This is a genomic window from Streptomyces luteogriseus (assembly GCF_014205055.1).
In the GTDB taxonomy this organism is placed as follows: domain Bacteria; phylum Actinomycetota; class Actinomycetes; order Streptomycetales; family Streptomycetaceae; genus Streptomyces; species Streptomyces luteogriseus.
In genome coordinates, this window is the sequence record NZ_JACHMS010000001.1 from 7,511,435 (window position 1) to 7,529,330 (window position 17,896).

A 17,896-nucleotide genomic window follows, 5' to 3' on the forward strand; every position below is an offset into this window, starting at 1 on the left:
GTCATCCCTCCCGCGCCGCCGCGCACACGGCCCGCGCGATCCGGGCCAGATCCTCCTCGCCCGTCACGTACGGCGGCATGGTGTAGATCAGATCGCGGAACGGCCGCAGCCACACGCCCTCGCGCACGGCCGCCGCCGTCGCCGCCTCCATGTCCACGGCGTGGTCCAGCTGGACCACGCCGATGGCACCGAGCACCCGTACGTCCGTCACGCCCGGCAGGTCCGAGGCCGCCGCGAGTCCGTCCCGCAGCCCCGCCTCGATCCGCTTGACCTCGGCGAGCCAGTCCTGACCGAGCAGCAGCTCGACCGAGGCGCAGGCCACCGCCGCCGCCAGCGGATTGCCCATGAACGTCGGGCCGTGCGCGAGCACCGGCACCTCGCCCCGCGAGATGCCGTCCGCCACCCGCGCGGTGCACAGGGTGGCCGCCATCGTCAGGTAGCCGCCGGTCAGCGCCTTGCCCACGCACATCACGTCCGGCGTGACGGCCGCGTGCCCCGCCGCGAACAGCGCACCCGTACGGCCGAACCCGGTCGCGATCTCGTCGAACACCAGCAGCACGTCATGCGCGTCGCACGCCTCGCGCAGCACGCGCAGATACGCGGGGGAGTGGAACCGCATCCCGCCCGCGCCCTGCACCACCGGCTCGACGATCACCGCGGCCAGTTCGCCGGCGTGCCGCTCGATCAGCGACCGCAGCTGCTCCGCGTACGCCTCGTCGTACTCCGCCGGGGGCGGGCCGGCGAACACCTGACGCTGCAGCACCCCGGTCCACAGATCGTGCATCCCGCCCTCGGGATCGCACACCGACATCGGCTGCCAGGTGTCGCCGTGGTAGCCACCGCGCCAGGTCAGCAGCCGCTGCTTGCCGGGACGGCCCAGCGAACGCCAGTACTGCAGGCACATCTTGACCGCGACCTCGACCGACACCGAACCGGAGTCGGCGAGGAAGACATGTTCCAGACCCTCAGGCGACATGTCGACAAGGAGCTTCGCCAGGCGTACGGCGGGCTCGTGGGTGAGCCCGCCGAACATCACATGGCTCATCCGCCCGAGCTGCTCACGGGCGGCCTCGTTGAGCACCGGATGGTTGTAGCCGTGGATCGCCGACCACCAGGACGACATCCCGTCCACCAGCTCGCGCGGACCGTCCGGCACTCCCGAGCCGTCGGCGATCCGCAGCCGCACCCCGCTCGCCGACTCCACGACGAGCGGTTCCTGCCGCCCGGGCATCGGGCCGTACGGATGCCACACATGCCGCCGGTCGAGCTCCAGCAGCTCGGAAACGGCCGGCTCAGGCATTGGGCGCGAGGTCCGTCCCGGCGCCCCGGCGGCGCACGGCGACCAGGTCGGTCCGGGGCTCGGCGCCCGTGTGCGCCTCAGCGGCCTGCGGCTCTTCGCCGGAGCCGCACGCCCCGCTGCCGGAACCGCAGACTCCGCCACCGTCGTGACAGCCTGCGGCGGCCCGGTGCTCCGGCAGCGTCACCTGGCCGGTGCCCTCCACCTCGAAGCCCGCGTCCGCGATCATCTCCAGGTCGGCCTTGCCGGCCTGGCCCTCGCTGGTGAGGTAGTCACCGAGGAAGATCGAGTTGGCCAGGTGCAGTGCGAGCGGCTGCATCGTGCGCAGGTGGACTTCGCGTCCGCCCGCGATCCGCACCTCGACGTCCGGGCAGACGAACCGCGTCATCGCCAGGATCCTGAGGCACCGCTGCGGGGTCAGGTTCCACTCCTTGCCGAGCGGCGTGCCCTCGAACGGGATGAGGAAGTTGACCGGAACCGAGTCCGGGTCCAGCTCACGCAGGGAGAAGACGACGTCCACGAGGTCCTCGTCCGTCTCGCCCATGCCGGCGATCAGCCCGGAGCAGGCGGACAGACCGGCCGCGTGCGCCTTCTGGACGGTGTCGACGCGGTCCTCGTAGGTGTGCGTGGTGGTGATCTCCCCGTACGTCGCCTCGGACGTGTTGAGGTTGTGGTTGTAGGCGTCGGCGCCGGCCTCGCGCAGCCGCTCGGCCTGACCGTCGGAGAGCAGTCCCAGGCAGGCGCAGACCTCGACGCCCTCGTTGTTGTCCTTGATCGTCTTGATCGTCTCGGAAACCCGGTCCACGTCCCGGTCGGTCGGGCCCCGTCCGCTCGCCACCAGGCACACCCGCTTGGCCCCTCCGGCCACCCCCGCCGCCGCCGCGTCGGACGCCTGGTCGGGCTTCAGCCAGGTGTACTTCAGGATTCCGGCCGTCGAGCCGAGCCGCTGCGAACAGTACGAGCAGTCCTCGGGGCACAGGCCGGACTTGAGGTTGACGAGATAGTTCAGTTTCACCCGTCGGCCGAACCAGTGCCGACGCACCTTTCCGGCCGCGGCCACCACATCGAGCAGGTCGTCGTCGGACGTCGCGAGGACGGCCAGTGCCTCGTCACGGGTCGGCAGCTCGCGCCGAAGCCCCTTGTCCACCAGCGTGTTCAGCAGGTCCATGGAAGCCGATCCTGTCCTAAGGAGGCGCCCGGGGCAAAGGAGAGTTCGCACAACAGAGTCGCTTCGAGGTGTGGGTATTGCCACACAGTGACCTGCTGGTGGTCCCGCTAGTGTCTGTGCACTGCCTACAAATTCTCCGGAGGACCACCCATGGCGTTCGGCTGGATCGACGAGCAGGCGGAGCTGCGTGCCCGCGCCGGACTCGTACGGACTCTGCGCCCCCGTCCGGCCGATTCGCCGCTCCTGGACCTGGCGAGCAACGACTACCTCGGGCTGGCCCGCCACCCCGAGGTCACCGAGGGCGCGGCCCGGGCGGCGCGGACCTGGGGCGGCGGCGCGACCGGCTCCCGGCTCGTCACGGGCACGACCGAACTGCACGCCGAACTCGAACGGGAACTGGCTGATTTCTGCGGTTTCGAGGCGGCTCTCGTCTTCTCCTCCGGTTACGCCGCCAACCTCGCGGCGGTCACCGCGCTGGCCCCGCACGGCTCCCTGATCGTCTCCGACGCGGGCAACCACGCCTCGCTCATCGACGGCTGCCGGCTCGCCCGCGGTACCACCCAGGTCGTGGCGCACGCCGAGCCGGACGCCGCGCGCAAGGCACTGGCCACCCACGAGGGCACGGCGATCACCGTGTCCGACACGGTCTTCTCGGTCGACGGCGACGCGGCCCCCCTCGCCGCGCTGGCCGAGGCCTGCCGGGCGCACGGCGCGGGGCTGGTCGTCGACGACGCCCACGGACTGGGCGTTCTCGGGGACGGCGGCCGCGGCGCCCCGCAGGAGATGGGGCTCGCGGGCGCGGACGACGTCGTCGCGACGGTCACGCTGTCCAAGTCGCTCGGCAGTCAGGGCGGAGCCGTCCTCGGCCCGGCCCGGGTCGTCGACCACCTGGTCAACGCCGCCCGGACGTTCATCTTCGACACGGGACTGGCGCCCGCGGCGGCGGGGGCGGCGCTGTCGGCCCTGCGGCTGCTGCGCCGCGAGCCGGAGCGGGCGGCACGGGCCCGCGCGGTGGCGGGCGAACTGCACGCACGCCTGACCGCCGAGGGCCTGGAAGCGGTGCGTCCGGACGCCGCGGTGGTCTCGGTGCGGGCGCCCTCTCCCGAGGACGCCGTGCGCTGGGCGGCGCGGTGCCGCGCGGCGGGCCTGGCCGTGGGGTGCTTCCGGCCCCCTTCCGTGCCGGACGGCATCTCACGGCTCAGGCTGACCGCCCGCGCGGACCTGACCGCTCAGCAGATCGAACGCGCTGTACGACTGATCGGCGAGACGCGGCCATGAGTCGGCGAGACGCGGCCATGAGTCGGCGTGACACGGCCGTGCGTCGCACGATGACGGTCTGATCGAAGACGGCCTGATCGAACGCGGTTACATGCGTTCCACCGCGGCCGCGAACGCCGCCCAGCTCCCCGGGGAGAAGAGCAGTGCGGGTCCGGCCGGGTCCTTGGAGTCGCGCACGGCGAGCAGCCCGGCCCAGGGCGGGGCGTCCGGACACGCGGTCTCGACGCAGTTGTTCGCACCGGTGCTGTAGCTGCTGCGCAACCACCGCACACCGTGCAGTTCGATGCTTGAGGGGACGTGACGAGGCAGTGCACGCATGGTGCCTCCTTACGCGCCGGCGGCTGTCCCGGCGATGAAATCCAACGAGTCCTCGGGCGAAAGGGCGTGGATCTGAAGGGCGTTGAAGGCCTCCGTGTAGGCCTGGAGGTCTTCTTTCCGTTCGAGGTAGAGGCTACTCGTCAAGTGGTCGAGAACAACCACATCCAGATCAGAAGTGCTCGAAAACGAGAAGATTACGAAAGGGCCGGTGACGCCGATGTGTGCCCCGGCGGCGAACGGCAGTACCTGAAGGCGCACTTGGGGCAGCCGGGCCGCCTCGACCAGCCGTTCCAGCTGGCGGGCCATGACCCCGGGGCCGCCCACCTCCCGGCGCAGCACCGCCTCGTCCAGAACGGCACTGAGTTCCAGCGGGGGATCCGCACGCAGAACGTCCTGCCGGGCCAGCCGCACCTCGACCAGCGTGTCGAGCCCGTCCTCCGGAAGTCCCTCCACCGCGGCCCTCGTCACCGCACGGGCGTACTCGGGCGTCTGGAGCAGTCCGGGGACGACGGTGGTCTCCAGCGTGCGCATCGTGTCGGCCTGCGACTCCAGGCTGATGAAGTCCCGGTAGGTGGGCGGCAGCACTCCCCGGTAGGCGTGCCACCAGTGGTGCCGGCCCCCGTTGTCGTCGGACCCCGCCAACATCATGAGCAGTTCGCGAAGTTGGGAGTCCGTCACGCCGTAGACGTCGAGAAGTAACCGCACATCGGCCGGTTTCACCCCGCTCGTGCCCGTCTCGATCCGGCTGACCTTGGACTGGTGCCAGCTCACCAGCCGGGCCGCCTCACCGCTCGTGAGCCCCGCAGAGGTGCGCAGCGCACGCAGTTCGGCGCCCAGTTTCCGGCGGCGCACCGCGGGACCGTGCTGCATGGGCTCCTCCTTACTCCTTCCGAGCCACCCAAATACGGTCTCGCGTCGCAGAGTTCACCGCTTTGAGCGACAGATATATGCACATCTTGGTGGATCGCCGTCCTTCAGGGGTGCTCTGGTGGCAGTCTGGCGACGAAGCACCAGTCCGGGACCGTACTCGAACCATCCGCTCCGTGTCGGGCTCCGGTCCCGTGGGAAAAGGACGATGTCGCCATGGCAGACCATCTGGAAGCATCCGTCACTCTGCCGAGCGATCCCGCCTCGGTCTCCGCAGCGCGTGCCTACGTGGTGGGCACGCTGGCGGAGTGGGGCCTGCCGGCGGACACGGAAGTGTCCGACACCGTCCGACTCATCATCTCCGAACTCGCCACCAACGCCGTCCAGCACACCTTCGGCCAGTCGCCGACGTTCACCGTGGACGTCGAACTGGACCGTGACGAGCACCTGCGCATCGGTGTCACGGACAGCCACCCCCGCTTCCCCAGACGCCTGCCGGCCGCCGTCCAGCAGGACAACGGCCGCGGCCTGGTCATCATCCGCTGGCTGACCGCGGAATGCGGCGGCAGGCTCCGCATCCGCCCCACGCGCGAGGGCGGCAAGACCATCTCGATCGAACTTCCCTGGGTCGTCCCGGTCCAGCCGGTGACGACCGCGGTGCAGCAGGAGCCGTAGTCACACGCGGCGGGACCCGCACGGCGTGTCCAGCGGCGCCCTCCTCGCGCCCCGGCCCGCGCGACCCGCATCCGGGCCATCCCCACGGCCTTGACGCCCGCTCCGCGCCCCGCGCCCCCCGCCGGAGCCCGCGGCCGTCACCGGCGCCGCGCCGACGCCTCCCGGTGCGCTGCCGCCCCTCGCAGCCCTGACGGCTGTCCGACGGTGTGCCGCAGCGGCGAAGAGGGCGGCGGCCAGGATCGCCGGCGGCAGGGCGCTGACGTAGGTGACGCGCTGGAGCGCGTCGAGTTCCTCGAAGCGCGGGGCGAGAGCCGGCGCCAGCGGGAAGAAGAAGAGGATCTGCACGCCCGTCCGGGTGACGCGCAGTTCCTGGAGCAGCTCGACGAAGGTGCGGTCGGCGCGTCGCAGCGGCGTCTCGTTGCGCGCGGTGCAGGGCGGTGCTCGGCCATGGGAGCACGGGTATGCACATGAGCCCGTGTCACGCTCCGGCATGCGGCGGCGCGTCAAGGACGCCGCCGCACGCCGGGCGGATCACTTCACGCGTCCGTACCAGACACTCTTGGTCCAGATCTTCTGCAGTCGCACCACGTCCCCGCTCTTCGGGGAGTGCCAGAGCTTGTTCTTACCCGCGTAGATACCGACGTGGTACACGTTGCTGCCCGAGTGGAAGAACACCAGGTCCCCCGCCTTGCGGCTCTTGGCGGAGATGTGCTTCGTCTTGTTGTACTGCTGGGCAGCCGTGCGGGGGAGCTTCTTGCCGGCCTTCTTGAACGAGTAGAGCGTGAGCCCGGAGCAGTCGAACCGGTGCGGACCGGTGGCCCCGTACCTGTAGGGCGAACCCTTCTTGGAGGCCGCTATCTGGAGTGCCTTGGTCGCCGGTGTGGCCGCAGCGGCTTCGGATGCGAAGCCGGGCGCCACGATGGAGCCGCTCACCGCGGCGATGGTGAGCGCCGAGGCCGTGCCGGCCCGGGCCATGAGCGACGGGACACGATTGAGCGCAGTCATGCGCAACCCTTCGTCAGCCGCCTGTGAAGGATGACCTGTCGGATTCGGGCTGACAAAGTTGCCCGGCCGCTGACGCGGCTTCACCCCAAGGGCTGCTCGGGGGCGGTCATGGCGTGACCGTCCCGGCGACCCGTCGTGCTCGGGTCCTCCACTCCTGCCGATCCACTCCTGTCGACCGGTCATCCGGGCGGCGGCAGGACTCGGCGTCCGCCCGGATCGCCCCGCCACAGCGGCGGGGGCTTGTCGTCAGACAGGGATCTTGGCGCATGCCTGTCCGGATTTCCCAACGGAACCGGGGATTTGTGTTGTTACTCACCACTCACCCGTTCGGGTGGACACGTGTGCGTTCGAGCCACTGTCCACGGGTTCGCGGAGCTCCGGACCAGCGACGGAATGCCCCATTCCGTCCATCGGCTACGCGCGTTGCGCAACCGGAGCGGCTCCAAAATCGGTCTCCCGCCTACTCCGAACAGGGGTACGTCTTTTGGTCCGTTTCAACTCAGCTCCGGGCGCGTCGCCGGCGGTGCGTGCGTCCGGAGTCGACGGTTCCGCGTCAACTGACGGACTCCGGGGGCAGGGTGAGCCGGGCGGTGCGCCGCTCACCGTCCAGCACCCGCAGGGCCCGGGCCAGCGTGCCGGCGTGCAGTTCCGTCTCGCCTCGCCGGTGCATCAGGGCCAACGCGTCACGCAGCGCGGTCGCCTTGCCCACCAGGGCCTGAGCGGCGCGCAGTCCGCGGTAGGTGTCGCCCTCCTGGGCCGGGTTGATGCGGCCGAGCAGGTCGACGACATCGAGGTAACGGTCGATCAGTTCCGCCTCGGCGCGTGTCAGGGCGGGCAGCGGCGGCAGTTCGGGCGGGAGCACCGGGGGCCTCACCGACCGGTCGACGGGGCCGGAGTGGCCTTGCGGTTGGGGATGACCCCGTCCACCAAGCCGTACTCCACCGCCTCCTGGGCGGTGAGGATCATGTCCCGCTCGATGTCCGCGCTCACCTGCTCCCGGGTGCGGCCCGAGTGCAGCGCGAGCATCTCCTCCATCCGGCTCCGGACGCGCGTCAACTCGTCGGCCTGGATCGCCAGATCACCGGCCTGCCCCCGGACCGGCTCGGGCAGGGCGGGCTGATGGATCACCAGGCGGGCGTCGGGCAGCGCGAACCGCTTGCCGGGCGTGCCCGCCGCCAGCAGCACCGAGGCCGCGGCACCGGCCTGGCCCAGGCAGATGGTCTCCACGTCGCAGGAGAGGTACCGCATCGTGTCGTAGAGGGCCGTCATCGCGTGGAAGGTGCCGCCGGGGGAGTTGATGTAGAGCGAGATGTCGCGCTCCGGGGCCCGGTGCTCCAGGTGCATGAACTGGGCCATCACGTCGTTCGCCGAGGTCTCGTCCACCGGTGCCCCGAGGAAGACGATCCGCTCCTCCAGAAGCTTCGAGTACGGATCCATCGTCCGTTGCCCGGACCCCGTGCGTTCGGTGAACTCGGGCAGCACATGGCGGGCGGACGGTCGGGTCATGACGAACCCCTCCTCGCGGGCAGAGCCGTCTCCGGCGACAGCTCGTCTGTAAAAAATGTACAGGACGTACATGCCGTTATGATGGGGACATGGCCTACGAGATTCCGGTGACGCAAGCCAGGGCTGAGCTCGCCGACCTGATCAACCGCGTGGTGTACGCCGGTGAACGCGTCGTCGTCACCCGGCACGGCAAGCCTCTCGTCGCCCTCGTATCGGCCGATGACCTGCGGCGACTCGAAGAGACCCAGGAGCCTGCGGAGGTGGCGGAGGAGCAGGTGGTCAGCGCGCTCTCCACGGTCCGCGAGGTCGCGTCCGCCCCTGGCGAACCCCGGCGGTTCGGTATCGCGGCGCAGCACCGCGGGGCCGGCCCCGCCTAGGGCGGGACACACGGAAAAGACCGTGCGTCCCCGTCCACTAGGGCGGGATGCACGGTCGCTTTGTGTGACGGCGCTCGGGCGCGTCGGTCGGCGGTCAGGCGACGGCGGAGAGTTCCCGCCGCTCGGCCGCGGGTCCGCCGCCCGCCTTCCGGGCCCGGAGCGAGCCGCCGAGCAGTACGGCACCCAGGCCGAGAACCGCCCACCAGGCCAGGGTCAGGGCGGGCCCGGTCGCCGCCGCGCCGTCGAAGTACGACACCGAGCGCAGCAGGGTCGTACCCGCGCCCGGCGGGAGCCACTGCCCGATCGCCCCGGCCGGCTCCGGCAGCATCTGAGGGGCCGAGGTGGCGCCGGAGAAGGGGTTGCCGATCAGCATCACCAGGGCGGCTCCGACACCCGTGCCGGCGGGGCCGATCAGGGCGGCGAGACCGGCGACGGCACCGCCGACGGCCAGCGTGGACAGACCGAGTACCGACGCCTCCGTCCACCAGTCCCCGCCGAGCGCCCCGAGCCAGCTGTGCGCGATCCCGGCCGCGATCACACCCACCAGGGCTGACGCGCCGAGCAGCGCGGTCACGGCCCGGAAGCCGCGCAGCCCCAGCAGGGTGACGACCGCGCCCGCCGCGATACCGGCCAGGGCCAGCGGCAGTGTGGCGGCGTTCAGCACGGCGCCGCGCGGATCGCCGGCCGGGGTGGACACGACGTCGACCGTCTTGACCTGTGTTCCCTCGGCGCCGGCCTGGTGGGCCACGGCCTGCTGGAGGAACTGGGCGACGACCGGTCCGGCCGCGGAAGCCGTGAGCAGTTCGGGTCCCTGCGCGGTGACCACGACCGCGCCGTACACGCTCCGGTCCTCGATGGCGTCCCGGGCGGCGGCCTCGTCGGCGTAGCGGTGGATCTCGAAGGCGCCCTCGTGCCCCTCCAGTTGCCGCTCGACCTGGGTCGCGGCGGCGGCCGGTCCGGCCACGCCCAGCGGCAGGTCGCGGGGCGCGATACGGGAGGCCGGCCAGGCGAAGGCCCACAGGGCGAGGGCGGCCAGGACGGGCACGAGGACGACGACCGCGATCACATGGCGGTTGCGGGAAGGCATGAGGGTCTCCTGGGGCTGGCGGGACCGGAACATTAAAAAGAAGGATCGTTCGTTTTTGATGCGTCCTCACCGTGCTCCGGTCGCGGCGTCTTGTCAAGAATGAATATTCGTTTTACTTTGGGATCATGGCTCGCGTGTCCCAGGAACATCTCGACGCTCGCCGCCGCCAGATCCTCGACGGCGCCGCGCTCTGCTTCGCCCGCAACGGCTTCCACGCCACGTCCATGCAGGACGTGCTGAAGGAGGTCGACCTCTCGGCGGGGGCGGTGTACCGCTACTTCAGCGGCAAGGAGGAGCTGATCGGCGCGATCGTCGCGGAGACGCTCGGCTCCGTCCGCGAGGCCTTCGAGGAGGCGGCGCGGCAGAGCCCGCCCCCGCCGCCGGACGAACTCGTCGCCTCGGTCCTCGGCCGGACGCTCGCCGCCCGTGAGTCCCTGGTCGTGGACGGCCGGCCCGCCTTTCCGCGGCTCGTCATCCAGGTGTGGACGGAGACCCTGCGCAACGAGGAGCTGGCGGCCCTCCTGAGGGAGGGCTACGGCTCGGTCCGCGCGGCCTGGGGGAGGATCGTCGAGGGGTATCAGGAGGCCGGCATGATGCGGGCGGACGTGGCGCCGGACCATGTGGCCCGCACGATGATCGCCTCGGTGCTCGGGTTCATCGCGCAGCAGTCCCTCTTCGGACCCGCCCCGGTCGAGGTGCTCCGGGACGGTCTGCGGGCCCTGACGGGCATGCGTGGCGGGGACGCCGGTGGATCACAGGTCGGTTAACGTGCCCGAAACGCGGCGCAATTAGCCTGCCGGTCCACGCCACCTGGCACTTTGCCCCGTGGCCGCGGCAACCGGGCCCCGCACGGCCCGGAGTGACGACTGTGAGGTGGACGTGCAACTGACCCCGCACGAGCAAGAACGGCTGCTGATCCACGTGGCGGCCGACGTGGCCGAGAAGCGCCGGGCCCGCGGGCTGAAGCTCAACCACCCCGAGGCGGTCGCGCTCATCACCTCGCACATCCTCGAGGGCGCCCGTGACGGCCGTACCGTCGCGGAACTCATGTCCTCCGGACGCAAGCTCCTGACCAGGTACGACGTCATGGAGGGCATCCCGGAGATGATCCACGACGTCCAGGTCGAAGCCACCTTCCCGGACGGCACCAAGCTCGTCACCGTCCACGACCCGATCGTCTGACGGGGAGCCGCCGTGATTCCCGGAGAGATCCTCTTCGCCGACGGGCCGATCGCCTACAACGAGGGCCGTGAGGTCGTCCGCCTCACCGTCCTCAACGCCGCCGACCGGCCCGTCCAGGTCGGCTCCCACTACCACTTCGCCGAGGCCAACCCCGGCCTGGAGTTCGACCGCGCAGCCGCGCGCGGCAGGCGGCTCAACGTCGCCGCCGGCACGGCCGTGCGCTTCGAGCCCGGGATCCCCGTCGACGTCGAACTCGTGCCGCTGGCCGGCGCCCGTGTGGTGCCCGGACTGCGCGGGGAGACCGGAGGTGCCCTCGATGCCTGAGATCTCGCGTGCCGCGTACGCCGACCTGTTCGGCCCGACGACCGGCGACCGGATCCGGCTCGCCGACACCGACCTGCTGGTCGAGATCGAGGAGGACCGCTCCGGCGGCCCCGGACTCGCCGGTGACGAGGCGGTCTTCGGCGGCGGCAAGGTCATCCGCGAGTCCATGGGCCAGGCCCGGGCCACGCGGGCGGACGGCACCCCGGACACCGTCGTCACCGGTGCGGTGATCATCGACCACTGGGGGATCGTCAAGGCCGACGTCGGCATCCGCGACGGCCGGATCACCGGCATCGGCAAGGCCGGAAACCCCGACACCATGGACGGCGTCCACCCGGACCTGGTCATCGGCCCGGAGACCGAGATCATCGCCGGCAACGGGCGGATCCTCACGGCGGGCGCGATCGACGCGCACGTCCACTTCATCTGCCCGCAGATCGCCGACGAGGCGCTCTCCTCTGGCATCACCACCCTCGTCGGCGGCGGCACGGGCCCCGCGGAGGGCTCCAAGGCCACCACCGTGACGCCCGGCCCCTGGCATCTCGCCCGGATGCTGGAGGCGATGGAGGCCTTCCCGCTCAACATCGGCCTGCTCGGCAAGGGCAACACCGTCTCCCACGAGGCGATGCTGTCCCAGATCCGCGGTGGCGCCCTCGGTCTGAAGCTGCACGAGGACTGGGGCTCCACCCCGGCCGTCATCGACGCCTCGCTGACGGTCGCCGAACGGACCGGCATCCAGGTCGCCATCCACACCGACACCCTCAACGAGGCCGGATTCGTGGGCGACACCCTGGCCGCGATCGCCGGGCGGGGCATCCACGCCTACCACACCGAGGGCGCCGGAGGCGGGCACGCGCCGGACATCATGACCGTGGTCTCCGAGTCGTACGTGCTGCCCAGCTCCACCAACCCGACCCGGCCGTTCACCGTCAACACCGCCGAGGAACACCTCGACATGCTGATGGTGTGCCACCACCTCAACCCGGCCGTGCCGGAGGACCTGGCGTTCGCCGAGTCCCGAATCCGGCCCTCCACGATCGGCGCGGAGGACGTGCTGCACGACCTGGGCGCGATCTCGATCATCTCCTCCGACTCCCAGGCCATGGGGCGCGTCGGCGAGGTCGTCATGCGCACCTGGCAGACCGCGCACGTGATGAAGCGGCGGCGGGGCGCCCTGCCCGGGGACGGACGGGCCGACAACCGCCGCGTACGTCGCTATGTCGCCAAGTACACGATCAACCCGGCGCTCGCCCAGGGCCTGGCCAGGGAGGTCGGGTCGGTGGAGAGCGGCAAGCTGGCCGACCTGGTGCTGTGGGAGCCGGCGTTCTTCGGCGTCAAGCCACAGCTGGTCATCAAGGGCGGGCAGATCGCCTACGCGCAGATGGGCGACGCGAACGCCTCCATCCCCACACCGCAGCCGATCCTGCCGCGGCCGATGTACGGGGCGATCGGGCGGGCGCCGGCCTCCAACTCCGTCAACTTCGTCGCACCCCTGGCCGTCGAGGCGGGCCTGCCGGAACGGCTCGGGCTCGGCAAGCGGTTCGCCGAGATCGAGTCGACGCGCGGGGTCACCAAGGCCGACATGCGCGAGAACGACGCCCGGCCCGAGGTCCGGGTCGATCCCGACAGCTTCGCCGTGCACATCGACGGGGAGCTGGTCGAGGCGGCGCCGGCGGCCGAACTGCCCATGGCCCAGCGGTACTTCCTGTTCTGAGGGTGGTCTGATGTCGCGTGCAGCGCTTCTCGTCCTGGCCGACGGGCGGTTTCCCGCCGGGGGGCACGCGCACTCCGGCGGTGCCGAGGCGGCGGTCAAAGCCGGGCGGATCAGTGGGGCGACGAGCCTGGAGGAGTTCTGCCGCGGGCGGTTGCACACGGCGGGGCTGATGGCGGCGGGGCTGTCCGCGGCCGCGGCGCTCGGGATCGATCCCGTCGCGCTGGATCGGGCGGCGGACGCGCGGACGCCGTCGCCCGCGCTGCGGGTCGCCGCGCGGAAGCTGGGACGGCAGCTGCTGCGGGCCGCCCGTGCGACCTGGCCGTCCGCAGAACTGGACGCGCTCGGCAGGGAGTTCCCCAAGGGGGCGCATCAGCCGGTGGTGCTGGGGCTGGCGGCCCGGGCGGCGGGGCTGGGGCCGGTGGACGCGGCGTACTGCGCGGCGTACGAAAGCGTGAGCGGGCCGGCGTCGGCGACCGTGCGGTTGCTGAGCCTGGATCCGTTCGACGCGACACGGGCGCTGGCCCGGCTGGCACCGGAGGTGGACCGGGTCGCGGACCGGGCGGTGGAGGCGGCCCGGACGGCGGTCGGCGAGGGGGTCGACGCCCTGCCGGCGGGGTCGGCCCCTCTGCTGGAGATCGGGGCGGAGACGCACGCGGGGTGGCCTGTACGGCTGTTCGCCTCGTAGCCGCTCTCCGGACCCGTGCAGACCGCCCCGCTCAGGGGCCCGGGGAACTGCGCGACCAGCCCCCACCCACCCGCACTCCAGACCAGCGCCCACCCCCACCCCAAGGAGCCGCACATGCACCTCGACCAAACCAACCACGGCCCTGCCGCCCTCAGTGCGGACGCCCACCGTCCCGACGGCACCCGCAGAGCGCTCCGCATCGGACTCGGCGGCCCCGTCGGATCCGGCAAGACCGCCACCGTCGCCGCGCTCTGCCGGGCGCTCAGGGACGAACTGGCGCTCGCCGTCGTCACCAACGACATCTACACGCGCGAGGACGCCGAGTTCCTGCTCCGCGAGGCCGTGCTGCCGCCGGAGCGGATCACCGCCGTGGAGACGGGCGCCTGCCCGCACACCGCGATCCGCGACGACATCTCCGCGAACCTGGAGGCGGTGGAGGACCTGGAGGACGCGGTCGGACCGCTGGACCTGGTGCTCGTGGAGTCCGGCGGGGACAACCTCACCGCGACCTTCTCCAAGGGGCTCGTCGACGCGCAGATCTTCGTGATCGACGTGGCCGGGGGCGACGACATCCCGCGCAAGGGCGGGCCGGGCGTGACCACCGCCGACCTGCTCGTCGTCAACAAGACCGACCTCGCACCGTACGTCGGCTCCGATCTCGCCCGGATGGCCGCCGACGCCAAGGCTCAGCGTGCCGAACTGCCGGTCGTCTTCCAGTCGTTGCGGAGCGAGGCCGGAGTGACGGACGTTGCCGCCTGGGTGCGTGCGCAGCTCGCCGCGTGGACCGCGTGAGCGTGCGTGCCGGTGCCGGCGTGCGGTCCCTCGCACGGATCGTCGCCCGCGACGACGGGCGCGGCGGGACCTCGCTGCCCGTGCTGGAGAGCGACGGGCCCCTGGCGCTGCGGCGCACCCGGGCCACGGGCTCCGAGGCCCGGGTCATGCTCGTCGGCGCGATGAGCGGGCCGCTCGGCGGCGACCATTTCACCGTGGAGGGACGGGTGGAGGAGGGGGCGCGGCTGTCCGTCGGCTCGGCCGCCGCCACCATCGCGCTGCCCGGGCAGGCGAAGGGCGAGGCCCGCTACGACGTCCGGCTCGATGTCGCCGATCATGGCGAACTGCACTGGCTGCCCGAGCAGTTGATCTCCGCCCAGGGCAGTGACCTGTCCGTCACCACCCGCGTCGAGCTCGCACCCACCGCCCGGCTCGTGCTGCGCGAGGAACAGGTACTCGGACGCGTCGGTGAGGAACCCGGGCGTCTCGCGAGCCGTCTGACCGTGCGGATCGCCGGGCGTGCCGTGCTCGACCAGGAACTGGCCTGCGGGCCCGGCGCGCCGGGCGGCTGGGACGGGCCCGCAGTCCTGGCGGGACATCGCGCCGTCGGGCAACTGGTCGTCGTACGCCCGGAGTTCGCAGCCGAACCGGTGACCGCGACGGTGCTGGGGGAGGGGGCGTCGGTGGTGCCGCTCGCCGGGCCCGCCGCACTGGTGACCGCGGTGGCGCCGGACGCCCTCAGGCTGCGGCGGCTGCTCGACGAGGCGTTGGCGTCGCTCCCGCGGAGTTGAGGCCCCTGGGCGTCCGTAGAGCAGTACGGCATCTCCGTTTATCGGATTGGCAAAGAAGAGCGCCCGGCCCTGTTGTCAGGGACCTCACAACCGGGAGGATCCCCGTACTGATCGCAACGAGGTACGGGGAGGTCCCCCTTGAGGGGTTCGAGACCGAAGAAGCGGGTGGCGGCGCTCGGTTCGGCCGGCGCGCTCGTCACGGCCACGCTGATAGCCGGCGCCGTCGCGGCGCCCACCGCGAACGCGAGCGCGGGCAGCGGATACGGCCAGGACCGCGAGGCCCGGGGCGCAGCGATCGCCGCCGCCCGGGCCGCGAAGGCCGGCATCGACTGGCAGGACTGCCCCGCCGACTGGAACCTGGCCAAGCCGATCCAGTGCGGGTACGTCACCGTGCCGCTCGACTACGCCAAGCCCTACGGCAAGCAGATCAAGCTCGCCGTCGACCGCATCGGCAACACGGGCACCAAGGCCGAGCGGCAGGGCGCGCTCGTCTACAACCCCGGCGGCCCCGGCGGCTCCGGACTGCGTTTCCCGGCCCGGGTCACCGGCAAGAACCCCGTGTGGGCCAACGCGGCCAAGGCCTATGACTTCGTGGGCTTCGACCCGCGCGGCGTCGGCAAGTCCACGCCCATCTCCTGCGTCGACCCGCAGGAGTTCGTCAAGGCGCCCAAGGTCGACCCGGTGCCCGACTCCGAGGCCGACAAGCTCGCCCAGCGCAAGTCGGCCCGCGAGTACGCCGAGGGCTGCCAGGAGCGCAGCGGCGCGATGCTGCCGCACATGACCACGCCGAACACCGCGCGTGACCTCGACGTCATCCGCGCCGCCCTCGGCGAGAAGAAGCTCAACTTCCTCGGCGTCTCCTACGGCACCTACCTGGGCGCCGTCTACGGCACGCTCTTCCCGGGCCATGTGCGCCGCATGGTCGTCGACAGCGTCGTCAACCCCTCCCGCGAGAAGATCTGGTATCAGGCCAACCTGGACCAGGACGTCGCGTTCGAGAGCCGCTGGAAGGACTGGCAGGACTGGGTCGCCGCGAACGACGCGACGTACCACCTCGGCACCACCCGCGCCGCAGTCCAGGCGAAGTGGCTCGAGCTGCGCGCCACCGCGAAGAAGAGCCCCATCGGCGGGGTCGTCGGCCCGGCCGAGCTCATCTCCTTCTTCCAGAGCGCCCCGTACTACGACTCGGCCTGGGCGTCGACCGCCTCGGTCTTCAGCAAGTACGTCGCCGGCGACACCCAGGCGCTCGTCGACGCCGCCGCCCCCGACCTGTCCGACACGGCGGGCAACGCGTCCTCGGAGAACGGCAACGCCGTCTACACGGCCGTCGAGTGCGCCGACGCCAAATGGCCCACCAGCTGGCGCACCTGGGACCGGGACAACACCCGGCTCCACAAGGACCACCCCTTCATGACCTGGGCCAACGCCTGGATGAACCTGCCGTGCGCCACCTGGCCGGCCAAGCAGCAGACGCCGGTGAACGTCAAGACCGGCAAGGGCCTGCCCGGTGTGCTCATCGTCCAGTCCGAGCGGGACGCGGCCACTCCGTACGAGGGCGCCGTGGAACTGCACAAGCGGTTCAAGGGCTCCCGTCTGATCACGGAGAAGGGTGCGGGCTCCCACGGCGTCACCGGCCTGGTCAACCCGTGCATCAACCCCCGGGTGGACAGCTACCTGCTCACCGGCAAGCTGGACGGCGCGGACGTGACCTGCGCGCCGCACGCCACGCCGAAGCCGTAGTCGGAGCCGTTTCCGTACGGTGGTGAGGGGCGGCCGGGACACCGGCCGCCCCTCACTCATGCGGGCCGTGCCCCGAACCAGGCGTCCTCCGCCGCGTAGTCGAAGAGGTCCGGGTAGGCGCGGGCGAGAGTGGGGAACGCCTCGCGCCAGTCCTGCCCGGACAGCCGGCGGACGAGCCACTCGACCGTCTCCGGCAGGCTCTCCGGGTAGGACACGACCGGCCGGTACCCCAGCTCCCGCTCGGCGGCCGACAGGTCGCACACCACCGGCAGCTCCACCGACCAGGGGGAACTGCCCACGGACCCCCGGGCCGGCCCGTCCAGCAGGACGGTCTCCGTCTCCACTCCCATGACCGCGTCCACGGCGGCCCCGATCTCCGACGCGGCCGGCGGCAGTGGATCGCAGGCGTTGAGGACCCGGGAGCCCGGCCGGGCCGCGGCCAGCCGGATCAGTTCGGCGATGTTGCGCGCCGCCGAGGTGTGGAACAGGCTCTCGCCCCGGAAGGCGAGCACCCGCCTGCGCCGGCCGTCGAGGTTGCGTTTGACGAAGTACAGCTCGCGGGGGAGTGGGCTGTACGGACCGTGGATCGCGCCCGGGCGCAGCACGGTGGTGGGCAACCGGTCGCCCACCGCGCGGAGTTCATGCTCCAGGGCCACCTTGCGGGTGCTGTAGGTGGCGTCCCCCGGCGGGACCGTCGCCTGGTCCTCCGCGATCGGCACGGGGTAGTGCGGGAGACCGTCCGGCTCGCCCATGGTGTCGAAGCCGCGGCCCTTGCCGTCCTCGTACACCGACACGGACGACACCACCACGGCCGCGCCGATCCGGTCCGCCAGACCCGTCAACTGCCGTGCGTGCCGGGCCCCGTAGGCGACCATGTCGACCACGAGGTCGCAGCCGTCGCCGATCAGCGCGCCGAGCGCCGCGTCGTCCTCGCGGTCCAGTCGCCGTGTCCGCACCTCGGCGGGCCAGTTCTCGTGCCGTGCGCCGCCGCGCGAGGCGGCCGTCACCTCCCAGCCGTCCCGCGCCAGCGCCTCCACCGCCGGTTTCCCGATCTGCCCGCCCGCCCCGATCACCACAGCACGTCTCATGCCGCGACCGTAGATCGCCGGAG

At 71.7% G+C, this 17,896-nt stretch carries 21 protein-coding genes and 1 riboswitch; of the genes, 11 read left to right on the top strand and 10 right to left on the bottom strand.

Annotated elements, in window-relative coordinates; translation table 11 throughout:
• Position 1 precedes the first annotated feature (1 nt).
• Together BJ965_RS33340 and bioB are read right to left on the bottom strand one after the other, a co-directional pair.
• A complete protein-coding gene (locus BJ965_RS33340; RefSeq protein ID WP_184914011.1) occupies positions 2-1,300 on the bottom strand; it encodes an adenosylmethionine--8-amino-7-oxononanoate transaminase in 1,299 nt (432 codons plus the stop codon).
• Positions 1,293-2,465 carry a biotin synthase BioB gene (gene bioB, locus BJ965_RS33345; RefSeq protein ID WP_184914014.1) on the bottom strand — a complete coding sequence of 391 codons (1,173 nt, stop codon included), beginning with the start codon at positions 2,463-2,465 and terminating at the stop codon, positions 1,293-1,295. The genes BJ965_RS33340 and bioB overlap by 8 nt, the downstream gene beginning before the upstream one ends.
• Positions 2,466-2,615: 150 nt before the next feature.
• Between bioB and BJ965_RS33350 the strand changes: the two genes are divergently transcribed.
• Positions 2,616-3,743: an 8-amino-7-oxononanoate synthase gene (locus BJ965_RS33350; protein ID WP_184914016.1), complete on the top strand. Its 1,128-nt coding sequence runs from the start codon at positions 2,616-2,618 to the stop codon at positions 3,741-3,743.
• A gap of 87 nt (positions 3,744-3,830) precedes the next feature.
• Here the strand turns inward: BJ965_RS33350 and BJ965_RS33355 are convergent, their stop codons facing one another.
• A complete protein-coding gene (locus BJ965_RS33355; protein WP_184914018.1) occupies positions 3,831-4,061 on the bottom strand; it encodes a DUF397 domain-containing protein in 231 nt (76 codons plus the stop codon).
• A gap of 9 nt (positions 4,062-4,070) precedes the next feature.
• A complete protein-coding gene (locus BJ965_RS33360) occupies positions 4,071-4,931 on the bottom strand; it encodes a helix-turn-helix domain-containing protein (RefSeq protein WP_184914020.1) in 861 nt (286 codons plus the stop codon).
• A gap of 213 nt (positions 4,932-5,144) precedes the next feature.
• Between BJ965_RS33360 and BJ965_RS33365 the strand changes: the two genes are divergently transcribed.
• Positions 5,145-5,603: an ATP-binding protein gene (locus BJ965_RS33365; RefSeq protein WP_030835447.1), complete on the top strand. Its 459-nt coding sequence runs from the start codon at positions 5,145-5,147 to the stop codon at positions 5,601-5,603.
• Here the strand turns inward: BJ965_RS33365 and BJ965_RS38785 are convergent, their stop codons facing one another.
• The 4 genes from BJ965_RS38785 to BJ965_RS33385 all read right to left on the bottom strand — a co-directional run bounded on the left by BJ965_RS38785 (position 5,604) and on the right by BJ965_RS33385 (position 8,114).
• Positions 5,604-6,095: a DUF6328 family protein gene (locus tag BJ965_RS38785; protein WP_221513280.1), complete on the bottom strand. Its 492-nt coding sequence runs from the start codon at positions 6,093-6,095 to the stop codon at positions 5,604-5,606.
• A 39-nt stretch (positions 6,096-6,134) separates the two neighbouring features.
• On the bottom strand, positions 6,135-6,608 hold the full coding sequence (locus tag BJ965_RS33375; protein WP_184914023.1) for a C40 family peptidase: 474 nt from the start codon (positions 6,606-6,608) through the stop codon (positions 6,135-6,137).
• Between the two features lie 4 nt (positions 6,609-6,612).
• Positions 6,613-6,814, bottom strand: a riboswitch (cyclic di-AMP (ydaO/yuaA leader).
• A gap of 347 nt (positions 6,815-7,161) precedes the next feature.
• Complete coding sequence (locus BJ965_RS33380) at positions 7,162-7,470, bottom strand: hypothetical protein (protein WP_184914025.1); 309 nt, start codon at positions 7,468-7,470, stop codon at positions 7,162-7,164.
• A gap of 8 nt (positions 7,471-7,478) precedes the next feature.
• Positions 7,479-8,114, bottom strand: a complete 636-nt coding sequence (locus BJ965_RS33385; protein WP_184914027.1) for an ATP-dependent Clp protease proteolytic subunit — start codon at positions 8,112-8,114, stop codon at positions 7,479-7,481.
• A gap of 89 nt (positions 8,115-8,203) precedes the next feature.
• Here BJ965_RS33385 and BJ965_RS33390 point away from each other — a divergent pair, with 89 nt between their 5' ends.
• On the top strand, positions 8,204-8,491 hold the full coding sequence (locus BJ965_RS33390; RefSeq protein ID WP_184914030.1) for a type II toxin-antitoxin system Phd/YefM family antitoxin: 288 nt from the start codon (positions 8,204-8,206) through the stop codon (positions 8,489-8,491).
• Between the two features lie 94 nt (positions 8,492-8,585).
• On the opposite strand, the gene BJ965_RS33395 is transcribed toward BJ965_RS33390, so the two are convergent.
• Positions 8,586-9,578: an ABC transporter permease gene (locus tag BJ965_RS33395; protein WP_184914032.1), complete on the bottom strand. Its 993-nt coding sequence runs from the start codon at positions 9,576-9,578 to the stop codon at positions 8,586-8,588.
• 125 nt (positions 9,579-9,703) lie between these two features.
• On the opposite strand from BJ965_RS33395, the gene BJ965_RS33400 reads away from it, so the two are divergent.
• From BJ965_RS33400 to BJ965_RS33435, 8 genes are all read left to right on the top strand, one after another.
• Positions 9,704-10,345, top strand: coding sequence for a TetR/AcrR family transcriptional regulator (locus BJ965_RS33400; RefSeq protein ID WP_184914034.1), 642 nt, complete (start codon positions 9,704-9,706; stop codon positions 10,343-10,345).
• 112 nt (positions 10,346-10,457) lie between these two features.
• Positions 10,458-10,760, top strand: coding sequence for an urease subunit gamma (locus tag BJ965_RS33405; protein ID WP_184917781.1), 303 nt, complete (start codon positions 10,458-10,460; stop codon positions 10,758-10,760).
• Positions 10,761-10,772: 12 nt separating this feature from the next.
• Positions 10,773-11,084 (top strand): urease subunit beta, encoded by a 312-nt coding sequence (locus BJ965_RS33410; RefSeq protein WP_097215330.1) that lies wholly within the window; start codon positions 10,773-10,775, stop codon positions 11,082-11,084.
• Positions 11,077-12,798, top strand: a complete 1,722-nt coding sequence (locus BJ965_RS33415; protein WP_184914037.1) for an urease subunit alpha — start codon at positions 11,077-11,079, stop codon at positions 12,796-12,798. The genes BJ965_RS33410 and BJ965_RS33415 overlap by 8 nt, the downstream gene beginning before the upstream one ends.
• 10 nt (positions 12,799-12,808) lie before the next feature.
• Positions 12,809-13,483 (top strand): urease accessory protein UreF, encoded by a 675-nt coding sequence (locus BJ965_RS33420; RefSeq protein ID WP_184914039.1) that lies wholly within the window; start codon positions 12,809-12,811, stop codon positions 13,481-13,483.
• A 114-nt stretch (positions 13,484-13,597) separates the two neighbouring features.
• Positions 13,598-14,275: an urease accessory protein UreG gene (gene ureG, locus BJ965_RS33425; RefSeq protein ID WP_184914041.1), complete on the top strand. Its 678-nt coding sequence runs from the start codon at positions 13,598-13,600 to the stop codon at positions 14,273-14,275.
• Complete coding sequence (locus tag BJ965_RS33430) at positions 14,272-15,045, top strand: urease accessory protein UreD (protein WP_376777957.1); 774 nt, start codon at positions 14,272-14,274, stop codon at positions 15,043-15,045. Before ureG ends, BJ965_RS33430 begins: the two co-directional genes overlap by 4 nt.
• A 138-nt stretch (positions 15,046-15,183) precedes the next feature.
• Positions 15,184-16,785, top strand: coding sequence for an alpha/beta hydrolase (locus BJ965_RS33435; protein WP_184914045.1), 1,602 nt, complete (start codon positions 15,184-15,186; stop codon positions 16,783-16,785).
• Positions 16,786-16,841: 56 nt separating this feature from the next.
• On the opposite strand, the gene BJ965_RS33440 is transcribed toward BJ965_RS33435, so the two are convergent.
• Positions 16,842-17,873 carry an NAD-dependent epimerase/dehydratase family protein gene (locus BJ965_RS33440; RefSeq protein ID WP_184914047.1) on the bottom strand — a complete coding sequence of 344 codons (1,032 nt, stop codon included), beginning with the start codon at positions 17,871-17,873 and terminating at the stop codon, positions 16,842-16,844.
• Between the last annotated feature and the right edge of the window lie 23 nt (positions 17,874-17,896).

Excerpts from the sequence above, each read along its gene's own strand:
- BJ965_RS33340 (WP_184914011.1), bottom strand. The coding sequence starts at position 1,300 with ATGCCTGAGCCGGCCGTTTCCGAGCTGCTGGAGCTCGACCGGCGGCAT.
- bioB (WP_184914014.1), bottom strand. The coding sequence starts at position 2,465 with ATGGACCTGCTGAACACGCTGGTGGACAAGGGGCTTCGGCGCGAGCTG.
- BJ965_RS33350 (WP_184914016.1), top strand. The coding sequence starts at position 2,616 with ATGGCGTTCGGCTGGATCGACGAGCAGGCGGAGCTGCGTGCCCGCGCC.
- BJ965_RS33355 (WP_184914018.1), bottom strand. The coding sequence starts at position 4,061 with ATGCGTGCACTGCCTCGTCACGTCCCCTCAAGCATCGAACTGCACGGT.
- BJ965_RS33360 (WP_184914020.1), bottom strand. The coding sequence starts at position 4,931 with ATGCAGCACGGTCCCGCGGTGCGCCGCCGGAAACTGGGCGCCGAACTG.
- BJ965_RS33365 (WP_030835447.1), top strand. The coding sequence starts at position 5,145 with ATGGCAGACCATCTGGAAGCATCCGTCACTCTGCCGAGCGATCCCGCC.
- BJ965_RS38785 (WP_221513280.1), bottom strand. The coding sequence starts at position 6,095 with ATGCCGGAGCGTGACACGGGCTCATGTGCATACCCGTGCTCCCATGGC.
- BJ965_RS33375 (WP_184914023.1), bottom strand. The coding sequence starts at position 6,608 with ATGACTGCGCTCAATCGTGTCCCGTCGCTCATGGCCCGGGCCGGCACG.
- BJ965_RS33385 (WP_184914027.1), bottom strand. The coding sequence starts at position 8,114 with ATGACCCGACCGTCCGCCCGCCATGTGCTGCCCGAGTTCACCGAACGC.
- BJ965_RS33390 (WP_184914030.1), top strand. The coding sequence starts at position 8,204 with ATGGCCTACGAGATTCCGGTGACGCAAGCCAGGGCTGAGCTCGCCGAC.
- BJ965_RS33395 (WP_184914032.1), bottom strand. The coding sequence starts at position 9,578 with ATGCCTTCCCGCAACCGCCATGTGATCGCGGTCGTCGTCCTCGTGCCC.
- BJ965_RS33400 (WP_184914034.1), top strand. The coding sequence starts at position 9,704 with ATGGCTCGCGTGTCCCAGGAACATCTCGACGCTCGCCGCCGCCAGATC.
- BJ965_RS33415 (WP_184914037.1), top strand. The coding sequence starts at position 11,077 with ATGCCTGAGATCTCGCGTGCCGCGTACGCCGACCTGTTCGGCCCGACG.
- BJ965_RS33420 (WP_184914039.1), top strand. The coding sequence starts at position 12,809 with ATGTCGCGTGCAGCGCTTCTCGTCCTGGCCGACGGGCGGTTTCCCGCC.
- ureG (WP_184914041.1), top strand. The coding sequence starts at position 13,598 with ATGCACCTCGACCAAACCAACCACGGCCCTGCCGCCCTCAGTGCGGAC.
- BJ965_RS33440 (WP_184914047.1), bottom strand. The coding sequence starts at position 17,873 with ATGAGACGTGCTGTGGTGATCGGGGCGGGCGGGCAGATCGGGAAACCG.